Genomic DNA, 20197 nt, shown 5'->3' with positions numbered 1-20197 from the left:
TATAAATATATTTAAGTATATAAGCATATATTATTAAAATTATTATTCAAAAAAAATTTCACAATTTATATGCAAATATACAAAAGCACAGTTGCATATAAGGTATAAATCTTAATTCAGCACATATCAAAGACAAACTTTAATTGTATACTTTTAATATTTGATGAAATTACTTGCAATAGCACAGATAAATTAATACTATAAATAACAATAAGATTTATTGAAATTCAATTGCAGGTCATACTTAAATATGTTTAAAAAAAAACATATAGCAATAAATTCTGACTTAAATTACACTCAAAAAAGTAGTATATTTCTATTTATTTTGATTTTTTTATTTTTTATTTTTTATTATGATATATTTAGTCTAGATAATAATAGTGATATAGAAAATTATAAAAAAATAATACAGTCAAGTAATATTAAAAATAAAGAATCCATAGATAATCTTATTAAATTTATAAATAATAACCAAAATAATATATATAGTTCTTTAGCATCTTTATATTTGTCTAAAATATATGTAAACAATAAAGAACTAAGTAATGCTTTATTAGTGTTAAAATATAGTCTAAAACATACATTAGATTCTAATATTCTAAATATAATCATATTAAATATTGCTAAAATACAGTTTCAACTAGGTAATAAACTAGAAACTATAAAAACTATTAATCGTATTACTGATAGTTCTTGGAATAACATTAAAAATGATTTTAAAAGAAAAAATTTATAATTTATAAAATATCAAAAAATTTTTCGTACTAAAAATACAGCACATATTTTAAAAATAGAACATTAAATAATAAATATAAAATTTAATAATTTAAATATAAAAATTAGTAATTAATAATATTTAATATAAAATTACAAGGTGATTATCATGTTTTCTTTAATTACATTAATTGGAAGAACTAATGTTGGAAAATCTACTTTATTTAATAAATTAACTCAAACACGTAACGCATTAGTATCAAATGCATCAGAAGTTACTCGAGATCGTAAATATGGATGCTTAACAATAAAAAAAAATACAATAATAATTGTCGATACAGCTGGAATAAACAACAAAAAAAAAAATTAAATAAAAAAATGTTAGAACAAGTTATATTATCTGTTAAAGAAGCTGATTTAATTTGTTTTTTAGTTAGTGCTCGCGATGGATTAGTAAGTGAAGATCTAGATATTGCTAAAAAAATTAGAAAATACAAAAAAAACATACTAGTATTAGTTAATAAAATAGATGGATTAAAAATTGAGTTAAGCACATCGGAATTTTATTCATTAGGATTTAAAAATATCCATGCAATTTCAGCTACTAATGGAATAGGAATAACAATTTTAATAAAAAAATATTTTACAACTATACTATCAAAAACTTTACAAAAAAATTACAAAAACTCTTTATATCCTATTCTTTTTAAAAAAGAACAAGATCACTTTCGATTTAAAGAAGATATCAATACTATTAAAATAGCCATTATTGGAAAGCCAAACGTAGGAAAATCTACTTTAATAAATAGCATTCTTAACGAAAAAAGAATGATTACAGACAATATGCCTGGTACTACCAGAGATGTCGTTTGGAATATTACTTCATATAAAAATAATAACTATATTTTTATTGATACAGCAGGAATAAGAAAAAAAAACAAAATTACTAATAAAATAGAAAAAAATTCTGTTAAACAAGCATTACATGTCATAAAATTAGCTAATATAATTATATTAATGTTAGATGCCACAGAAGTAATATCTGATCAAGATATAATATTATTTAATTATATAATTAATCAGGGTTGTGGAATTATGATAGTATTTAATAAATATGATAAAATATCTAAACATGACAAAGAAAAAATCATATGCTCAAAAAAATTAAAAATAATGAATATTGGAAAAGTTCATTTCATCTCTGCTACTAATAAATTAGGAATAGACAAATTATTTATTTCTATTAATAAAATTTTTAAACATTCTATACAACAAATAAATTCCTTTAAATTAACTAAAATTATGAAGTTAGCAGTAGATAAACACCAACCACCTATTATACAAGGACATAGAACAAAATTAAAATATGCACATTTAGGACAAAGAAATCCATTAACTATTATTATACATGGAAATAAATTAGGTAACCTTTCAAATTCTTATAAAAAATATCTTTCTAACCATTTTATCAAACATCTTAAAATACAAGGTAATCCCATACATTTTTATTTTAAAAATAATAATAATCCATTTTCAAAATCAATTTCAAAACAATAATTTTATTAAATATTTTAACAAATATTGTAAAAAATTACGATATATCTGTAAAAACTATATTTTATACAATATATCTTTTAAAACAAAGTCTATTAAAATTATAATTTATATTTCATAAAAAATGAATTGAGTTAAAAAAATATTAAAATTGATTTATAGTATATATAGGAATTTCAACTTCTATATCATGATCTTTAATTTTAGCTTGACAACTAAGTCTACTATCTAACTGAACTCCCCATGCTTTATCAAGGATATCCTCTTCTTCTTCTTGACAAGCTGATAAAGAAAAATATCCTTTTTTTACGAAACAATGGCATGTAGTACATATACAAGCTCTATTGCAAGAGTGTTCAATATTTATGTTATTTTTTAAAGCAACTTCTAAAATTGTTTCCCCTTTTTTAGCATAGAATATTCCACCCTTTGGTAATAATATTTTATGAGGCAAAAACGTAATTTTTGGCATAATATAATCTCATTTTTTTAATAAAATTAATTATTATCAAATGTATATTAAAAAATTTTTTGATACAACAATTTATAAAAATAGCACAAAATGTTTTCATAATAAACCATCTAATATAAATAAATATTTTATTTAAAATTAATAGGTTAAAATTATTAAATATAAATATTTGATAATTATTAATTTATTTCATGTATAATTAGAATCAATAAATATTTTTTGCTCAATTTTTGTTGATTTTATTTTAGCAGTAATAGATAATAATCCATCAACATCTATCTGAAATTTTACAATAACAATTACTTTTCCAGCTGGTTTTTCTGGGATATTTTTTAAAACAAATCGAGATAATGATTTACATTTGAATACTGAACTTTCTTCACCTTGTACAATATGAATAAGTATAGATTTTTGATTATCTTTGAATGTTGTAAACTCTCTTGTTTGTGAAATAGGAATTTTAGTATTTTTATAAATAATTTTTTCAACTATATTACCCATTACTTCAATTCCTAATGATTGAGAAATAACATCTAATAATATTATATTATTTACTTTGTTTTTTTTAGTTAACATATTTGCTTGAATAGCACTCCCTGCAACTACGACTTCATCTGGATTAATTGAAAATAAAGGATTTTTCTTAAAATATTCCATAACACGCTGTCTTATTATAGGAATATACGTTGAACCTCCTACTAAAATAACATGATCTATATTTTCTATAGAAATTTTAGCATCATGTATAACATGTTTACAAATATTTAATGTTTTTAAAACTATAGGTTGAATGACATTATTAAATTCCATTCGTGTAATACAAAAACTATGTGATTTAAATATAGTAGTAACATAATGTTTAAAACTTAACTGAATTTTAATTGATTGAGCAAGATTTAATAATTCTTTTTGAAGTGATAAATCATCTGAATGTAATGGTATTATTTTATTTTTAATATATTTTAATAATAAATAATCAATATCATCTCCTCCTAGATTCATGCTTCCAGAAGTAGATAATACTTCAAATACTCTATTATGTAAATTTAATATAGAGATATCAAATGTTCCTCCACCTAAATCGTATATTGCAATAATTCCTTTTTTTTTAAGGTGTAATCCATATGCAATTGCAGCTGCAGTGGGTTCGTTTAATAAACGTAATACATTTAAATTTGCTAATTGTGCTGATTTTTTTATTTCTTGTCTTTGTGTATCATTAAAATTTGCTGGAACAGTAATTACCACTCTATTTATTTTTTGGCCAAACAAAGTAATTATTCGATTTTTTAATGTGTTGAAAATTTGACTAGATATATCTATAGTGTTTAATACAGTATTATTTATAATAAATTCAACAGTATCGCTTGTATTACTTTTAAAATTATATGGTAAATCAGGATATAATTTTTTAATTTCCTTTAATGAACTTCCAATGAAACGTTTGATAGATGTTATCGTATTAATAGGATCATTAACACTCATATTTCGTGCTTTCCACCCAACAATGGGTTTAGAAAAACTATAATTTACTATTGAAGGTAAAAGAGCACGGTTTTTGCTGTCGGAAATAATAGCAACATCTGTTAGATTAGCAGTAGCTATCAGCGAATAAGTAGTGCCAAAATCAATTCCAAAGGATATGATATCATTTTCTTGAGTTATGAACTTTTGAGAATTTTTATTAATTCTTTTTATTGTTATCATAATTGTTTCCTAGTACATTATTCAATATTTATTTTTTTTAATTAATTCTTTTAATACTTTTTTAAACTTTTTATAAAACAATAGTTTATATAATGTTATTGCTGCTAATTTCCATTTTTTTTTATTAAACATTAATTCTAATTTTAGTAAATAATAATTTTTTTTATATTTTATTTTATCAAATAATTGATTTAGTTCTGATTTCCTTTCAGGATGATGTTTAAGTATTTCTAGTTGTTCATATATTTTTAGTTGTTTATTTAAAAATAATTCATCAGATAAATTATTTTTTTCTTCTTTAAAATGAAATAAATTTAATGACAGTAAATATTTAGCACGTTTATATGGATTTTTAAGTATTTGATATGCTTTATTTATATATATACTCTTCTCTAAAATATTATTATTTTCAGGTTTTATGGAATTATAGTTTGCATCAGGATGATATTTTTTTTGAAGTTCATAGAATTGAAATAAAAGTTTTTCTATGTCAATATCAAAAGCTTGTGGTAAATTAAATAATTGAAAATAATTCATATATATTCCCATTTAAATAATGTTTAAATAATATATTAGCTATTTTAAACGTGTTGAAACAAATTTAAATTTTCAACACGTTTGGTGTTATAAATTTATCCAATAAATGTTTATAATATTTTATTTAACTTTTTTTTTATTTCTATAATTTAAAATTGCTGCTTTAATAGCATCTTCCGCTAAAATCGAACAATGTATCTTCACGGGAGGTAAATCTAGTTCTTCTGCTATATTTGTATTTTTGATATTTTCAGCTTCTGACAATGATTTACCTATAATCCACTCTGTAGCTAAAGAACTAGAAGCAATTGCTGATCCACAACCGTATGTTTTAAAACAAGCATCTTTTATGATTTCATTATCGTCTACTTTTATTTGCAATTTCATTACATCTCCACATGCTGGAGCGCCTACTAATCCACTCCCAATATTAGAATCAGAGCTAGAAAATGAACCAACATTACGCGGATTTTCATAGTGATCTAATACTTTTTTACTATAAGTCATTTTGTTTTCCTATTTAAATATTTATTTAAAATCAATCATGTGTCCATTTTACAGTGTCCAAATCAATTCCTGATTTAAACATTTCCCATAAAGGTGATAAATTTCTCAAACGATCAATAGCTGTATGTACTATTTTAATAGTATACTCTATTTCTAATTTAGTAGTAAAACGTCCAATAGAAAAGCGAATAGAACTGTGTGCTAGTTCATCTTTTAAACCTAATGCACGCAATACATATGAAGGCTCTAAACTAGCGGAAGTACATGCTGAACCTGATGATATAGCTATATCTTTTAGTGCCATAATTAAGGATTCACCTTCCACATAATTAAAACTAACATTTAATATATGAGGAGATCCATTATTAAGATTGCTATTTAAATATACTTCTTCAATATCTTTAAGTCCATTCCATAAATCGTTTCGTAATTTAGTTAAATATAAATAATCATTATCGATATTTTTTTTTGCAAGATAATATGCCATGCCCATACCTACAATTTGATGTACAGGAAGAGTACCTGATCTCATACCTCTTTCATGTCCTCCTCCATGAATCTGAGCAGATAATCTTACACGAGGTTTACGTCGCACATATAATCCTCCAATGCCTTTAGGGCCATAAATTTTATGAGCAGAAAAAGACATTAAATCTATTTTTAATTTTTTAAGATTAATGTGTAATTTACCTATGCCTTGAGTAGCATCAACATGAAACAAAATTCCATAATATTTACAAATATCAGATATACTTTTGATATCTTGTATTACACCAGTTTCATTATTCACATGCATAATAGAAATAAGTATAGTATTCTTACAAATCTTTTTTTTTAGTTGTAATAAATCAATTATTCCATTTTTTAATGGAGTAAGATACGTCACACGCATTCCCTTATTTTCTAAATATCTACAAGTATCCAATACTGATTTGTGTTCTGTTTTACTTGTAATAATATGATTTCCTTTTCTTTTATAAAAATCAGAAACACCTTTAATTGCTAAATTATTAGATTCAGTAGCACCTGAAGTAAAAATTATTTCTCGAAAATCTGCGTTAATTAATTCGGAAATTTGATGTCTTGCAATATCTACTGCTTCTTCAGCCTTCCATCCAAATTGATGTGAGCGAGAAGCTGGGTTTCCAAATGTACCTTCTAATGTTAAAAATTGTTGCATTTTTTTCATTACTTGAGGTTCCATTGGTGTAGTTGCAGCATAATCTAAATAAATTGGAAGTTTCATAACAATATGTTCTACCTACAATAATAAAATTCATTTATATTTATCAATCATGTTTACGATTGTTAAATTAAATTATAATTTAATTATACAAAAATAAAATATCTTCAGAAAACGCTTTATATATAGTATTACGAAAGAATAAATAATAAACAATTTAAGAAGATAGTTAAGTTTAATTCATAAATTAAATTTTATACTAGACTTGAACTATATTTAATAGTATATTGATAAAATAATTATTTTCTAATTATAATTGTGATTTAAAGAACTAGGGGTGTAGTTCAATTGGTAGAGCATCGGTCTCCAAAACCGAAAGTTAGGGGTTCAATTCCCTTCGCCCCTGAAATAATTTATAAATTTTTTGTTATTAATAATAGGAACATACTACTTTATTCATTTTAAATTCATTTATATTTGTACTTTTAAATTACTATTCGAATATATAATTACCATATATCCTTTCTTTAAAATAAATCAATTTTTATAAAAATTTATATTAAAAATGTAAATAATGATTTTATATTTTTAAATGTATCATCTTTTTTAAGGGAAAATAATGCCAAAATATCGTTCTTCAACAACTACTCAAGGACGTAACATGGCAGGAGCAAGATCATTATGGAAAGCTACAGGAATGACAGATTTAGATTTTAAAAAACCAATCATTGCTGTTGTTAATTCTTTTACTGAATTTGTTCCAGGTCATATTCATTTAAGAAATTTAGGTAAGCTCATTTCAAGTGAAATTAAATTAACAGGAGGAGTTGCTAAAGAATTTAATACAATTGCTATAGATGATGGAATTGCTATGGGCCATTCTGGTATGCTTTATTCTCTTCCATCTCGTGAATTAATAGCAGATTCTATAGAATACATGATTAATGCTCATTGTGCAGATGCCATGATTTGTATTTCTAATTGCGATAAAATTACACCAGGAATGTTAATGGCAGCATTACGCTTAAATATACCGTGTATATTTATTTCCGGTGGTCCTATGGAATCTGGAAAAATTTTTATAAATGAAAAAGAAATAAAAATAGATTTAATAGATGCTATAAAATACAGTGTAGATCCTAATTCTTCTGATGATTTAGTTAGTCAAATTGAAGATTCTTCTTGTCCTACTTGTGGTTCTTGTTCTGGTTTATTTACTGCTAATTCTATGAATTGTTTAACTGAAGCGTTAGGTTTATCATTACCCGGTAATGGTACATTGTTAGCAACTCATGTAGATAGAAAAAAGTTATTTATTCAAGCAGGAAGATTAATAGTCAAAATTACTGAAGATTATTATAAAAATAATAATGAAAATTTATTGCCTCGGAATATTGCTTCAAGACAATCTTTCTTAAACGCTATGTCTTTAGACATTGCTATGGGAGGATCAACGAATACTATATTACATTTGTTAGCAATTGCTAAAGAAGGTAATATTGATTTTACAATCTCAGATATTGATAGTTTATCTAAAAAAGTACCTCATTTATGTAAAATTTCTCCTAATAGTACTACATATCATATGGAAGATTTTCATCGAGCTGGTGGAGTTATGGGTCTGCTAGCAGAATTAAATCGTATTAATTTACTAAACAAAAATATAAATAATGTATTGGGATTAAATTTAGAAACAACATTAAATATATACGATATTTTAACAACAAAAGATAAAAACATAATTAATATGTATCGTGCTGGACCATTCGGAAAAAAGACTATTATACCATTTACACAATCATATAGGTGGCCTAAGCTTGATAAAGATCGTCAAAAAGGATGTATTAGATCTTACGAATTTGCTTTTAGTAATGATGGAGGATTAGCTATATTATATGGAAATATTGCAAAAAATGGTTGTGTTGTTAAAACCGCTGGAGTAAAAAAAGATAATTTAATATTTACAGGTAATGCTATAGTATTTGAAAGTCAAGAAGATGCAGTTAAAGCAATTTTAGAAGGTAAAATACAAAAAGGTCATGTAATAGTAATACGTTATGAAGGACCTAAAGGTGGTCCTGGTATGCAAGAAATGTTATACCCAACTACTTATCTAAAATCAATGGGATTAGATCAACATTGTGCTTTAATAACAGATGGGCGATTTTCTGGGGGGACTTCGGGTTTATCAATAGGACACATTTCACCTGAAGCAGCTAGCAAAGGTAATATTGCTTTAATTAAGAATAATGATTGCATTAATATTAATATTCCTGATCGTATTATACATTTAGATATTACTAATGATGAATTATTATTAAGAATTGAAAATGAAAATAAAAAAGGATCATTATCTTATACTCCTTTGTATCGTCAGCGTTATGTATCTCCTGCGTTAAAAATGTACGCATTTTTTGCAATGAGCGCTGATCAAGGAGCAGTCAGAAAAATATGATTTTAAAATTTATTATATAAAAAATTATTTTAATAGTTTTAACGTACAATTATTTTATTTAAAATTGGACTATTTATGAAAAATTATTTTAACTCACTTAATTTTCGTCAAAAATTAATTAATTTGCAAAAATGTAAATTAATAGATAAACAATTTCTTTCTGAAAAAAATAATGTTTTAAAAGGAAAAAATATTGTTATTGTGGGATGTGGATCGCAAGGTTTAAATCAAGGATTAAATATGCGTGATTCAGGTTTAAATATTTCTTATGCGTTACGTGATGATTCTATCTTTAATAAAAATCAATCATGGATAAATGCAACTAGTAATGGTTTTTTCGTAGGAACATATGAAAATATCATTCCTACAGCAGATTTAGTTATAAATTTAACTCCTGATAAACAGCATGAACAAGTAGTGAATGTATTACAAAAATTTATGAAACCTAATTCAGTTCTGGGTTTTTCGCATGGGTTTAATATTGTTGAAGTAGGACAATTAATACGAAATGATATTACAGTTATTATGGTTGCTCCAAAATGTCCAGGAACAGAGGTAAGAGAAGAATATAAACGAGGTTTTGGGGTTCCTGCATTAATTGCAGTACATTCTGATAATAATCCACATGATATTGGATTTCAAATTGCAAAATCATGGGCTATTTCAATTGGAAGTCATCATGCAGGAATTTTATACTCTTCATTTATAGCAGAAGTTAAATCAGATTTAATGGGTGAGCAAACTATTTTATGCGGAATGTTGCAAGCAAGTTCTTTAGTTCTTTATAACCAACTTATTTTTCAGGGAGTTAATTCAAGTTATGCAGGTAAATTGATTCAAACAGGATGGGAAGTTATTACTGAATCAGTAAAACATGGTGGAATCACATTAATGTTAGATCGATTGTCTAATACTGCTAAAATTAGAGCATGTTTTCTTTCTAAAAAGTTAAAAAAAATATTTTTTCCGTTGTTTAGGAAACATATGGACGATATTATTTCAGGAGAATTTTCTAAAAATATGATGTTCGATTGGAAAAATAATGATCAACAATTAAAAGAATGGAGAACAGAAATACAAAATACTGATTTTGAGAAATGTAATATCTATTACAAACAAATACCAGAACAAGAATATTTTGATAATGGATTATTAATGGTAGCAATATTAAAAGCAGGCATTGAGTTATCATTTGAAATTATGATTGAAACAGGAATTAAAGAAGAATCAGCGTATTATGAATCATTACATGAATTACCTTTAATAGCTAATACTATTTCTAGACAGCGTTTGTATGAAATGAATTTGGTAATATCGGATACTGCTGAATATGGAAGTTATCTTTTTTCGCATGCAGCTATACCATTACTTCAAAAATTTATGAATGAATTACAACCTGGTGATCTTGGTAACAAAATTTCTACTTCAGAATTAGATAACATAACTTTATATAAAGTTAATGCCAAGATTGAAAGTCATCCTATAGAGATTATTGGAAAAAAATTAAGACAATATATGACTAGTATGGTACCTATTAAAACCAAATAATACTATTTTATTGTATATAAAATAGTATTAGAATTGTTATATTTAACGATAAAAATAATGTTATAATACTTTATTGATAAATAAAATATAATATTGCACATTTTAATATGGACTTAAATGTTAATCAAAAAAAAGCCGTTCACTGTATTTCTGGTCCTTGCTTAATTTTAGCTGGAGCAGGATCAGGAAAAACACAAGTGATTATTAAAAAAATTGTTTATTTAATAAAAAAATGTCATTTTAATCCAAATAATATTTTTGCTGTTACATTTACAAATAAATCAGCTAAAGAAATGAAGAGCAGGATTGCTCATCAGTTACCTTGTAGCATCATAAAAAAAATTACTATTTCTACCTTTCACTCATTAGGTTTAAAAATTATTAAATCCGAATTATGTCATTTAAATATTAAATCTAATTTTTCAATTTTTGATGAACACGATCAAATGTCTGCTTTGAAACATATTACTAAAAAGAAAGACAAAACATTTTTGAAAACGATTCGTATAATCATTTCAAATTGGAAAAATAAATTAATAAATGCTTGTGATGCAACAAAACATGCTAAATCTGTTTTAGAAAAAAATTGTGCTTATTATTATAAATTATATCAATCTTATCTTAAATCATGCAATACGTTAGATTTTGATGATTTAGTTTTTTTGCCTACATTATTACTGAAAAATAATGCAACCTTAAGGAAAAAATGGGAAAATCACATTAAATATTTGTTGGTTGATGAGTACCAAGATACTAATTTAATTCAATATGAATTAATAAAATTATTAAATACAGATAATATTAATTTTACTTTAGTTGGAGATGATGATCAATCAATTTATTCTTGGAGAGGAGCTAGAACACATAATTTTTCCTTATTAAAAAAAGATTATCCAAAATTAAATGTAATAAAATTGGAACATAATTATCGTTCTTCTGGTAGAATTTTAAGAGTAGCTAATATATTAATAAAAAATAATCCTCATTTTTTTAAAAAAGAACTATTTTCTAACTTAGAATATGGTCCGAGTATAAATATAATATCTGCTAAAAACGAAGAAGAAGAAGCTAGATTAGTGCTAAAAAATATTTTAGCTCATAAGTCTTTAAATAAAACAGAATATCAAGATTATGCTATACTATATCGAAATAATTACCAAGCCAAAATATTTGAAAAAATGTTGCTAAATTCAAAAATTCCGTATTATGTTGTAACTAATTCGTCATTTTTTTTAAGACCTGAAATTAAAGATTTATTAGCATATTTAAAATTAATATTAAATCCAAATGATGATATAGCTTTTTTAAAAATAATAAATAAGCCTCCTAGAGGAATAGGTAATATCACTATTAATAAGTTAAAAGAATGGAGTAAAATTAGAAAAAAAAGTTTATTTGATTCTAGTAATGATATTGGATTACAATTTATTTTAACAAATCGTAGTTTTAACACATTAAAAAAATTTATAACATTAATAAAAAAATTAAGAAAAGATATTTATGCTCAACCTATGTTGGCGTTAAATAACTTTATATCTAGTATAAAATATGAAGCTTGGTTGCTTAAAAGTATAAAAAATAAAAAATTATGCGAAACAAGTATTAAAAATGTGTATATATTATTAAATTGGATTTCTGAATTAGTGGATAAAAATAAAGATAAGTCTACTATTTTGTCAGATATTATCACACAATTCATTCTTCAAAATGATTTAAATAATACAGAACTAAATAGTAATAAAGTTCAATTAATGACATTACATGCTTCTAAAGGATTAGAATTTTCGTACGTATTTATAATAGGAATGGAAGAAGGGATTCTACCACATTATAGTTCTATTAATAGTAACGTTGATGAAGAGCGACGATTAGCTTATGTAGGGATTACTAGAGCAAAAAAAGAGTTGTTTCTTAGTTATTCTAATATTCGGTGTCAATATGGAGAATTAATCTATACTAAACCTAGTCGGTTTTTATTAGAATTACCAAGAAACGATTTATTTTGGAATACATATAATATAAAAACAAAAGTCAATATTTTCACTGAAAAACAGTTAATGTACATTAAAAACGTACGTAAGTGTTTAAAGTAGATATATCATATTTAAATATATAAACTATTTATATTTCGTTAAAACAAATTTTATTTTACGAATAGTAACTTCTATTAGAGATAAATATGAAAGGAAATGTAATTAATTTAACTGATGATAACTTTAACAAAAGTGTTTTAGAGTCAAATAGAACAATATTAGTTGATTTTTGGGCAGATTGGTGTAATCCATGTAAGATTTTAGCACCTATTTTAGAAGAAATTTCTTTAGAATATAATAATAAAATAGTTGTAGCTAAAATAAATATTGATTCTAATCCTAATACTGCCCCAAAATATTCTATCAGAGGTATTCCTGCATTACTATTATTTAAAGAAGGTGAATTAATAGCAACTAAAATTGGTGCTTTGTCTAAACTGCAGTTAAAATTGTTTCTAGATACCAATTTAAAATAAGTTAGAAATTATATTTACTTTTTTATTGAAAATATTAAAACTTTTTAAAAATAATAGATTTAATACTACCAATGTGGTAGTATTAAATGTTACTTTACTTTAAAAATATTGTTAGTTAAATAGTATATAAATATTATAAGAATTAATTAAAACCTGTATTGATTATTTTATTGTATCTATCAAAAATCATCCCGAGATTGACTCTGATTTTACTAAGAACCTATCATTATGAATCTTACTGCATTGAAAAATATACCAGTCTCTGAATTAATTGTTCTTGGCGATAATGCAGGACTAGAAAATTTAGCACGTATGAGAAAACAAGATATCATTTTTTCTATATTAAAACAACATGCAAAAAGTGGAGAAGACATATTTGGAGATGGAGTATTAGAAATTTTACAAGATGGATTTGGTTTTTTGCGTTCTTCTGATAGCTCGTATTTAGCTGGACCCGACGATATTTATGTATCTCCTAGTCAAATTAGACGATTTAATTTACGAACCGGTGATACTATTTCTGGAAAAATTCGCCCTCCTAAAGAAGGTGAAAGATATTTTGCTCTGTTAAAAGTTAATGAAGTAAATTATGATAAACCAGAAAATGCTAGAAGTAAAATTTTATTTGAAAACTTAACTCCTTTACATGCTAATTCTCGTTTGAGAATGGAAAGAGGCAATGGTTCTACTGAAGATTTAACAGCTCGAGTATTAGATTTAGCATCACCTATTGGAAGAGGTCAAAGAGGTTTAATTGTTGCACCACCAAAGGCTGGTAAAACAATGCTTTTACAAAATATAGCACAAAGTATCGCTTATAATCATCCTGATTGTGTATTAATGGTTTTACTCATAGATGAAAGACCAGAAGAAGTAACTGAAATGTGTAGATTAGTTAAAGGAGAAGTAGTAGCTTCTACATTCGATGAACCAGCTTCTAGACATGTTCAAGTAGCAGAAATGGTAATTGAAAAAGCAAAAAGATTAGTAGAACACAAAAAAGATGTTATTATATTATTAGATTCTATTACAAGATTAGCACGAGCTTATAATACAGTAGTTCCATCATCAGGAAAAGTATTAACAGGTGGAGTTGATGCGAATGCATTGCATAGACCAAAACGATTTTTTGGAGCTGCACGTAATGTAGAAGAAGGCGGTAGTTTAACTATTATAGCAACGGCATTGATTGACACAGGTTCAAAAATGGACGAAGTAATTTATGAAGAATTTAAAGGAACGGGTAATATGGAATTACCATTATCAAGAAAAATAGCAGAAAAACGAGTTTTTCCAGCTATTGATTATAATCGATCAGGAACAAGAAAAGAAGAATTACTAACTCAACCTGATGAATTACAAAAAATGTGGATTTTAAGAAAAATCATTCATCCAATGAGTGAAATCGATGCTATGGAATTTCTAATAAATAAATTGGCTATGACTAAAACTAATTATGAATTTTTTGATATGATGAAACGTTCATGATTGTTTTTGTTTCAATAGTTTATTACTATTATTGAAATAAATATAATTAAGTGTTTTCTATTCAAGATTTAAATTAAAATTTTCCTAATAAACATTGTGATACTTATATAGAAAATATTACATCATAAAAACTATATGGAAAATATTATGTTTATAATCATTTTGTAATTATTTTTTAAATAATATATTTAATACTTCTATATACTTTAAGAAATTCGGAGTTTCATGAAAGTATAACAGTGAAATAATTAATTACTTTTAAAAAACACTAGACATTATAAAAAAATACTCATAATATAAAGATTATAGTATTTATATAAAGCGTTCGTAGCTCAGCTGGATAGAGCGCTACCCTCCGAAGGTAGAAGTCTCAGGTTCAAATCCTGACGAACGCATAAAAAAGTATAGTTTTATTAAATATGGTGGCCATAGCTCAGCTGGTAGAGTCCTGGATTGTGATTCCAGATGTCATGGGTTCGATCCCCATTGGTCACCCAAAAATTGTACGTTAACTTATTTTTATTTAGAATTTGTTATCGGTGAGTAGCGCAGTTTGGCAGCGCAACTGGTTTGGGACCAGTAGGTCAGAGGTTCAAATCCTCTCTCACCGAAATAAATATATCTAAAATAAAACATTTTTTCTTTTTTTTAATTCATAATATTGTTATAAGTTAATTTCTATTTTTTAATTTATAAAATAGCCATTGAACAATAATTTTATGTAAAATGTGTATAATTTAAATTATTTATAAAATTGTTTTATGATTTTTTTGTATAATAATTTAATTACTAAAATACTTTAAATGGTATTAATTATATATTAATAGGTGATATTAATCATAAAATTATACTTTAAAATGATTCATTAATGAATTTACGTTATTCAGTTATTAAAAGTTTATTATATTAGATCAATTATTAATATTTATATTATTATCTATTTACAGAAAAAACTATATTACTATTAGTTTGTTTTGAACATGATTGTTCTAGAATGTCCCAAAAATTTTTTTTAGTACGGTTACATATCCATTGTTTTTGTATATATGAAAAATGATATCCACAATTTTTAGTAGCTAACCAAATTTGATGTAGTGCTTCTTGTCGATTAATAATTATTTTATTTTTGTTATTAAGATCTATTGTTATCATATTGTAGTGTATTTCACAATCAATGTCTTCCTTTCCACAGTATCTATCAATTTCTTTTTCTATTTTTAAAAATAATTTGTCAGCTAATTTATGAAAATTATAATTATTCATTGAAGTTGTTCTTTATTTTAACATCATTTCAAATTTTATTAAGGTATAACCATAATATTATTATAGACAGTTTACAAGAATAATTTGTAATTCATATTTTTATGTAAATATAAAACAGCGCTGTCGAAAATATTATTTCTATAATATAGGATGTAAAGTAATATATTATAAATTATAATTGAATTTTGATTTCAAAATAGTACAATTTATTCATATATAATATGAAGACCAATTAAAATATGAGCTTATCTAAAAGAAAAATCTGCTTTTCTAAAATGCACGGTTTAGAAAACGATTTTATAGTTTTAAACAATATAAAAAACAATTTTTTCCTTACGTCTAAAATAATACAAGATTTATCTCATCGACATACAGGAATTGGATTTGATCAATTATTATTATTAGAATGTTCAAAACAAGAAAATATTGATTTTCACTATCGCATTTTTAATTCGAATGGTTCTGAAGTATCGCAATGTGGAAATGGTGCTCGATGTTTAGCATTATTTATAACATTAAAAAAACTTACTAAAAAAAAAGTTATTAATGTTAGTACTAAAAATAGAATAATTATTTTGTATATATTAAAAAATAGAGATATTTGTGTAGATATGGGTATTCCTGTTTTTGAACCAAAGTATATTCCTTACTCAAGTCTTAATATGCAGAAATATTATTCTGCATTGATTTTAGGAAAAATCATAAAATATTACGTTGTATCGATAGGTAATCCACATTGTATTATTATCGAAAAAAATATAAAACGTTATCCAGTAAAAAAAATCGGATTTATTTTGAGCAATCATATATTATTTCCTGAAGGTACTAATGTTGGTTTTATGGAATTGATATCTGAAACACATATTTCTCTTCGAGTATATGAAAGAGGAGTAGGAGAGACACGATCATGTGGTAGTGGTGCTTGTGCTGCTGTTGCAATTGGAATTAAAGAAAAAATGTTATTAAACGAAGTAAAAGTCAGTTTATTAGGAGGAGACTTAAAAATCAAATGGAATGGAAATCTAGAAAAATTATATATGACAGGCTCAGCAAGACATGTTTATGATGGATATTTTTATTTGTAGTATCATTTTAAATATTTAATAAATACAGTTATAACATTTAATGAATAAATATTTTTTTATGTAGTTAAGTCAATATCTTTAAAAAAGATCATTATAACAATTATAATAATATTCATAAATAGAAGAATAAAGGGCAGCATGCAGAATAAAAAATATTATATAGAAAAAGGAACAAAAAAATTTATAGCAGTAACAATTTCTTTATTTCTAGCAGGTTTTGCAACATTTTCTATTTTATATTGTGTTCAACCTATTTTGTTTGTGTTATCTCAAAATTTTTCTTTAAGTCCAGCTCAGAGCAGTTTATCTTTGTCATCTTCTACTGCTATGATGGCAATAGGAATGCTGTTTACAGGTCCATTATCAGATAAAATTGGAAGAAAAAAGGTTATGTCTAGTTCCTTGTTTTTAGCAGCTTTTTTTACCTTTTGTTGTTCAAAAATGAATAGTTGGGAACATATTATATTTATGAGAGCACTAACGGGATTAGCGTTAAGTGGAGTTGCAGCAGTAGCTATGACATATCTTAGTGAAGAAATTCATCCTAATACTTTATCATTTTCGATGGGACTATATATTAGTGGAAATACTATTGGTGGTTTTTCTGGCAGAATTTTGAGTAGCATATTAGCAGAAAAATTTTCATGGAAAATTTCATTAGAATGGATTAGTATTTTAGCATTTGTTTTTGCAATATTGTTTTTATATTTATTACCAAGTTCTAAGAATTTTCATTCTATTGCTTTACATCCTAAAAAAATTTTTACTTATTTCATAGCACAATGGAAACATCCTATTGTATCTAAATTATTTTTAATGGGATTTTTTTTAATGGGTAGTTTTATAACAGTCTTTAATTATGTGGGATATAGATTGTTATTAGAACCATTTTTTGTAAGCCAAGAAACTATAGGAATATTGTCTATTGTTTACTTAATAGGGGTATATAGCTCTCCTAAAGCTGGAATCCTGATTGAAAAGTATGGTGAAGGTAGAATGCTGATAATTTCTTTAGTTATAATGATAGTTGGTTTGATTATTTCACAATGGAACAGAATAATTATAATATTTTTAGGGTTGTTTTTATTTTCAGCTGGATTTTTTGCAGCACATTCAGTAACTAGTACATGTATAGGTCAGCAAGCAAGAAATAATCGGGGTTATACTTCATCTATTTATTTATTTTCATATTACTTAGGATCTAGTATCTTAGGTACAATAAGTGGTATTTTTTGGACGATAGGAAAATGGACTGGAATTTCAACAATGGTTATCATTTTTTTATACATTGGAATAGTACTAGCAATTAAATTAAATTATATAATTGATAACGCAAATGAATTAAAATAATTTTTACGTTTTATTGTTTTTAGTTTTGAGGATTGTTATATGTATATTATTATATGATATGTTTAAAATTATTTTACTATAATACTGATAAACATCCTATTTTTAAAATAAATATTAATATTCGTAGTAATTGTATATTTATATCTTTCTCTATCTATTTTTCTCACAGATAATAAAAAATCTATATTCTTAAAATGGTTTCAAGATTATGTCATATCTGTTTTATTTTTTTGGATACAATAATAATTTTTTAATTATTTTTTCTCTTTTATTAATTTTATTATATGAAGTTATTAATGGTTTCCACGATTCTGCTAATGCTATAGCTACTGTAATTTATACTCATGCACTTAGTTCAGAACTAGCCGTTATGCTTTCTGGAATATGTAACTTTTTAGGAGTTATTTTTGGAGGATTAAGCGTAGCTTATACTATCGTACATCTTCTCTCAATTAATCTATTACTAAATATTGATTCGATATATGGTTTAAAAGCTATTTTTTCTATGTTATTAGCTGCTATATTATGGAATTTATGTACATGGTTTCTTTGTTTGCCCACGTCTAGTTCTCATACGCTAATTGGAGCTATTATTGGTATTAATATTACTTATGCAATAAATAATAATTGTTCTATAATGCATGTTTTTAATTTTAATAAACTATTTAGTGTATTTTTATCTTTAATTTTTTCTCCAATATTAGGATTAATTTTAGCTGGTATTTTAGTATTAATTTTAAAGTATTTTTGGAGAGTTAGTAAGAATAGTTATGTTGTTAATGCAATTTCTAAACCTTATAAGCAATGCAAAAAAAGTATTAAACCTCCATTTTTAGTTAGAATTATATTAATTTTATCTTCTATGGGAGTAAGTTATTCACATGGAGCTAATGATGGGCAAAAAGGAATTGGACTAATTATGTTGATTTTAATATGTGTTGCTCCATCAGGATATTTCGTAAATTTACATGCATCGAAATGTGATATTAATCAAACTAAAAATTCTATTTTAGATTTGAAGAAATACTATTTACATAATAAAAATAATTTACAAAATAGTGTAAATATGATGAAAATTCATGTAAATAACAAAAAATTAATGTTATTTTCACAATCCAATGATACCAATATATTAAATGTTTTGTATAGTTCACAAAAGTTATTAGATAATGTTTGTGACTATAAAGAACTTAAATCTGATCAACGTTATCAGTTACGTCAATCTCTATTATATTTAACTGAATTTATAGATGTTATTAATCAATACTCTTCGATTAAATTTGAAGATAGATATTTTTTAAACAAGTTAAAAAAAAATTTATCAAATACTATTGAATATGCTCCAATATGGATCATTGTTTTAGTAGCATTATCATTATCTATTGGAACTCTAATAGGATGGAGAAGAATAGTAACGACATTTGGAGAGAAAATTGGAAAGAAAAAAATGACGTATGCACAAGCTATATCATCTCAATTAACCGCTGCCATATCTATCAGTACGGCTAGTTATACAGGAATTCCAGTATCGACAACTCATATCATTTCATCTTCTATTGCTGGTACTATTTTAATTAATGGAGATGAAATACAAACACAAACAATAAAAAATATAATTATTGTTTGGGTATTAACGTTTCCTGTTTCTATTGTATTATCTGGTGGCTTGTATTGGATTAGTTTAAAATTGATTAATTAACGTTAATTAAATTAATTAATTTTAAAACATATATATTTTATTGTTATATAAAATTAGGTAAGTATTTTGTTTTAACATTGTCTTAAAAGTATTATATAGTTATTAGATTGTTATAATATATATTTA

17 protein-coding genes and 4 tRNA genes are annotated in these 20197 nt (G+C 24.7%); 15 read left to right on the top strand and 6 right to left on the bottom strand.

The features are described 5' to 3' along the window. Nucleotides 1–250: 250 nt before the first annotated feature. The 3 genes from D9V73_RS02875 to der all read left to right on the top strand — a co-directional run bounded on the left by D9V73_RS02875 (nucleotide 251) and on the right by der (nucleotide 2271). On the top strand, nucleotides 251–736 hold the full coding sequence (locus D9V73_RS02875) for a tetratricopeptide repeat protein (protein WP_158336761.1): 486 nt from the start codon (nucleotides 251–253) through the stop codon (nucleotides 734–736). 147 nt (nucleotides 737–883) lie between these two features. Beyond that, nucleotides 884–1084, top strand: a complete 201-nt coding sequence (locus D9V73_RS02970) for a GTPase (RefSeq protein WP_261979175.1) — start codon at nucleotides 884–886, stop codon at nucleotides 1082–1084. An 8-nt stretch (nucleotides 1085–1092) separates the two neighbouring features. Next, on the top strand, nucleotides 1093–2271 hold the full coding sequence (der, locus tag D9V73_RS02870) for a ribosome biogenesis GTPase Der (RefSeq protein WP_261979174.1): 1179 nt from the start codon (nucleotides 1093–1095) through the stop codon (nucleotides 2269–2271). 142 nt (nucleotides 2272–2413) lie between these two features. Here the strand turns inward: der and fdx are convergent, their stop codons facing one another. The 5 genes from fdx to D9V73_RS02845 all read right to left on the bottom strand — a co-directional run bounded on the left by fdx (nucleotide 2414) and on the right by D9V73_RS02845 (nucleotide 6737). After that, nucleotides 2414–2740: an ISC system 2Fe-2S type ferredoxin gene (gene fdx, locus D9V73_RS02865; protein ID WP_158336760.1), complete on the bottom strand. Its 327-nt coding sequence runs from the start codon at nucleotides 2738–2740 to the stop codon at nucleotides 2414–2416. A gap of 189 nt (nucleotides 2741–2929) precedes the next feature. Further along, entirely contained in the window at nucleotides 2930–4447 is a 1518-nt protein-coding gene (locus D9V73_RS02860) for an Hsp70 family protein (protein ID WP_158336759.1), read from the bottom strand. Between the two features lie 21 nt (nucleotides 4448–4468). Beyond that, entirely contained in the window at nucleotides 4469–4984 is a 516-nt protein-coding gene (gene hscB, locus D9V73_RS02855; protein ID WP_187307826.1) for a Fe-S protein assembly co-chaperone HscB, read from the bottom strand. Nucleotides 4985–5104: 120 nt separating this feature from the next. Then, nucleotides 5105–5491: a Fe-S cluster assembly scaffold IscU gene (gene iscU, locus D9V73_RS02850; RefSeq protein ID WP_158336757.1), complete on the bottom strand. Its 387-nt coding sequence runs from the start codon at nucleotides 5489–5491 to the stop codon at nucleotides 5105–5107. A gap of 31 nt (nucleotides 5492–5522) precedes the next feature. Next, on the bottom strand, nucleotides 5523–6737 hold the full coding sequence (locus D9V73_RS02845; protein WP_158336756.1) for an IscS subfamily cysteine desulfurase: 1215 nt from the start codon (nucleotides 6735–6737) through the stop codon (nucleotides 5523–5525). 270 nt (nucleotides 6738–7007) lie between these two features. Here D9V73_RS02845 and D9V73_RS02840 point away from each other — a divergent pair. The 9 genes from D9V73_RS02840 to D9V73_RS02800 all read left to right on the top strand — a co-directional run bounded on the left by D9V73_RS02840 (nucleotide 7008) and on the right by D9V73_RS02800 (nucleotide 15285). Beyond that, a tRNA-Trp gene (locus D9V73_RS02840) sits at nucleotides 7008–7080 on the top strand. Between the two features lie 213 nt (nucleotides 7081–7293). Further along, nucleotides 7294–9129 (top strand): dihydroxy-acid dehydratase, encoded by a 1836-nt coding sequence (gene ilvD / locus D9V73_RS02835; RefSeq protein ID WP_158336755.1) that lies wholly within the window; start codon nucleotides 7294–7296, stop codon nucleotides 9127–9129. A gap of 75 nt (nucleotides 9130–9204) precedes the next feature. Further along, nucleotides 9205–10677, top strand: a complete 1473-nt coding sequence (ilvC, locus tag D9V73_RS02830; RefSeq protein ID WP_158336754.1) for a ketol-acid reductoisomerase — start codon at nucleotides 9205–9207, stop codon at nucleotides 10675–10677. Between the two features lie 107 nt (nucleotides 10678–10784). Continuing rightward, nucleotides 10785–12770 (top strand): UvrD-helicase domain-containing protein, encoded by a 1986-nt coding sequence (locus D9V73_RS02825; RefSeq protein WP_158336753.1) that lies wholly within the window; start codon nucleotides 10785–10787, stop codon nucleotides 12768–12770. 86 nt (nucleotides 12771–12856) lie between these two features. Continuing rightward, nucleotides 12857–13186, top strand: coding sequence for a thioredoxin TrxA (gene trxA / locus D9V73_RS02820; protein ID WP_158336752.1), 330 nt, complete (start codon nucleotides 12857–12859; stop codon nucleotides 13184–13186). 228 nt (nucleotides 13187–13414) lie between these two features. After that, complete coding sequence (gene rho / locus D9V73_RS02815) at nucleotides 13415–14674, top strand: transcription termination factor Rho (protein WP_158336751.1); 1260 nt, start codon at nucleotides 13415–13417, stop codon at nucleotides 14672–14674. A 321-nt stretch (nucleotides 14675–14995) separates the two neighbouring features. After that, a tRNA-Arg gene (locus D9V73_RS02810) sits at nucleotides 14996–15069 on the top strand. Nucleotides 15070–15096: 27 nt separating this feature from the next. After that, nucleotides 15097–15169: transfer RNA gene (locus tag D9V73_RS02805), tRNA-His, on the top strand. A gap of 42 nt (nucleotides 15170–15211) precedes the next feature. Continuing rightward, nucleotides 15212–15285, top strand: a tRNA-Pro gene (locus D9V73_RS02800). Between the two features lie 322 nt (nucleotides 15286–15607). On the opposite strand, the gene cyaY is transcribed toward D9V73_RS02800, so the two are convergent. Next, nucleotides 15608–15937 carry an iron donor protein CyaY gene (cyaY, locus tag D9V73_RS02795; protein WP_158336750.1) on the bottom strand — a complete coding sequence of 110 codons (330 nt, stop codon included), beginning with the start codon at nucleotides 15935–15937 and terminating at the stop codon, nucleotides 15608–15610. Between the two features lie 239 nt (nucleotides 15938–16176). Between cyaY and dapF the strand changes: the two genes are divergently transcribed. The 3 genes from dapF (at nucleotide 16177) to D9V73_RS02780 (ending at nucleotide 20071) form a co-directional block, all read left to right on the top strand. After that, complete coding sequence (dapF, locus tag D9V73_RS02790) at nucleotides 16177–17022, top strand: diaminopimelate epimerase (RefSeq protein WP_158336749.1); 846 nt, start codon at nucleotides 16177–16179, stop codon at nucleotides 17020–17022. Nucleotides 17023–17160: 138 nt separating this feature from the next. After that, on the top strand, nucleotides 17161–18372 hold the full coding sequence (locus D9V73_RS02785) for an MFS transporter (RefSeq protein ID WP_158336748.1): 1212 nt from the start codon (nucleotides 17161–17163) through the stop codon (nucleotides 18370–18372). A 208-nt stretch (nucleotides 18373–18580) separates the two neighbouring features. Continuing rightward, nucleotides 18581–20071: an inorganic phosphate transporter gene (locus D9V73_RS02780; RefSeq protein WP_158336747.1), complete on the top strand. Its 1491-nt coding sequence runs from the start codon at nucleotides 18581–18583 to the stop codon at nucleotides 20069–20071. Nucleotides 20072–20197 lie beyond the last annotated feature (126 nt).

Origin of the sequence: Buchnera aphidicola (Melaphis rhois) (assembly GCF_005080745.1) — a bacterium.
GTDB lineage: Bacteria > Pseudomonadota > Gammaproteobacteria > Enterobacterales > Enterobacteriaceae > Buchnera_B > Buchnera_B aphidicola_AT.
Note: the sequence above shows the minus strand (reverse complement) of the source record. Positions and strands in the feature narration are given on the sequence as shown.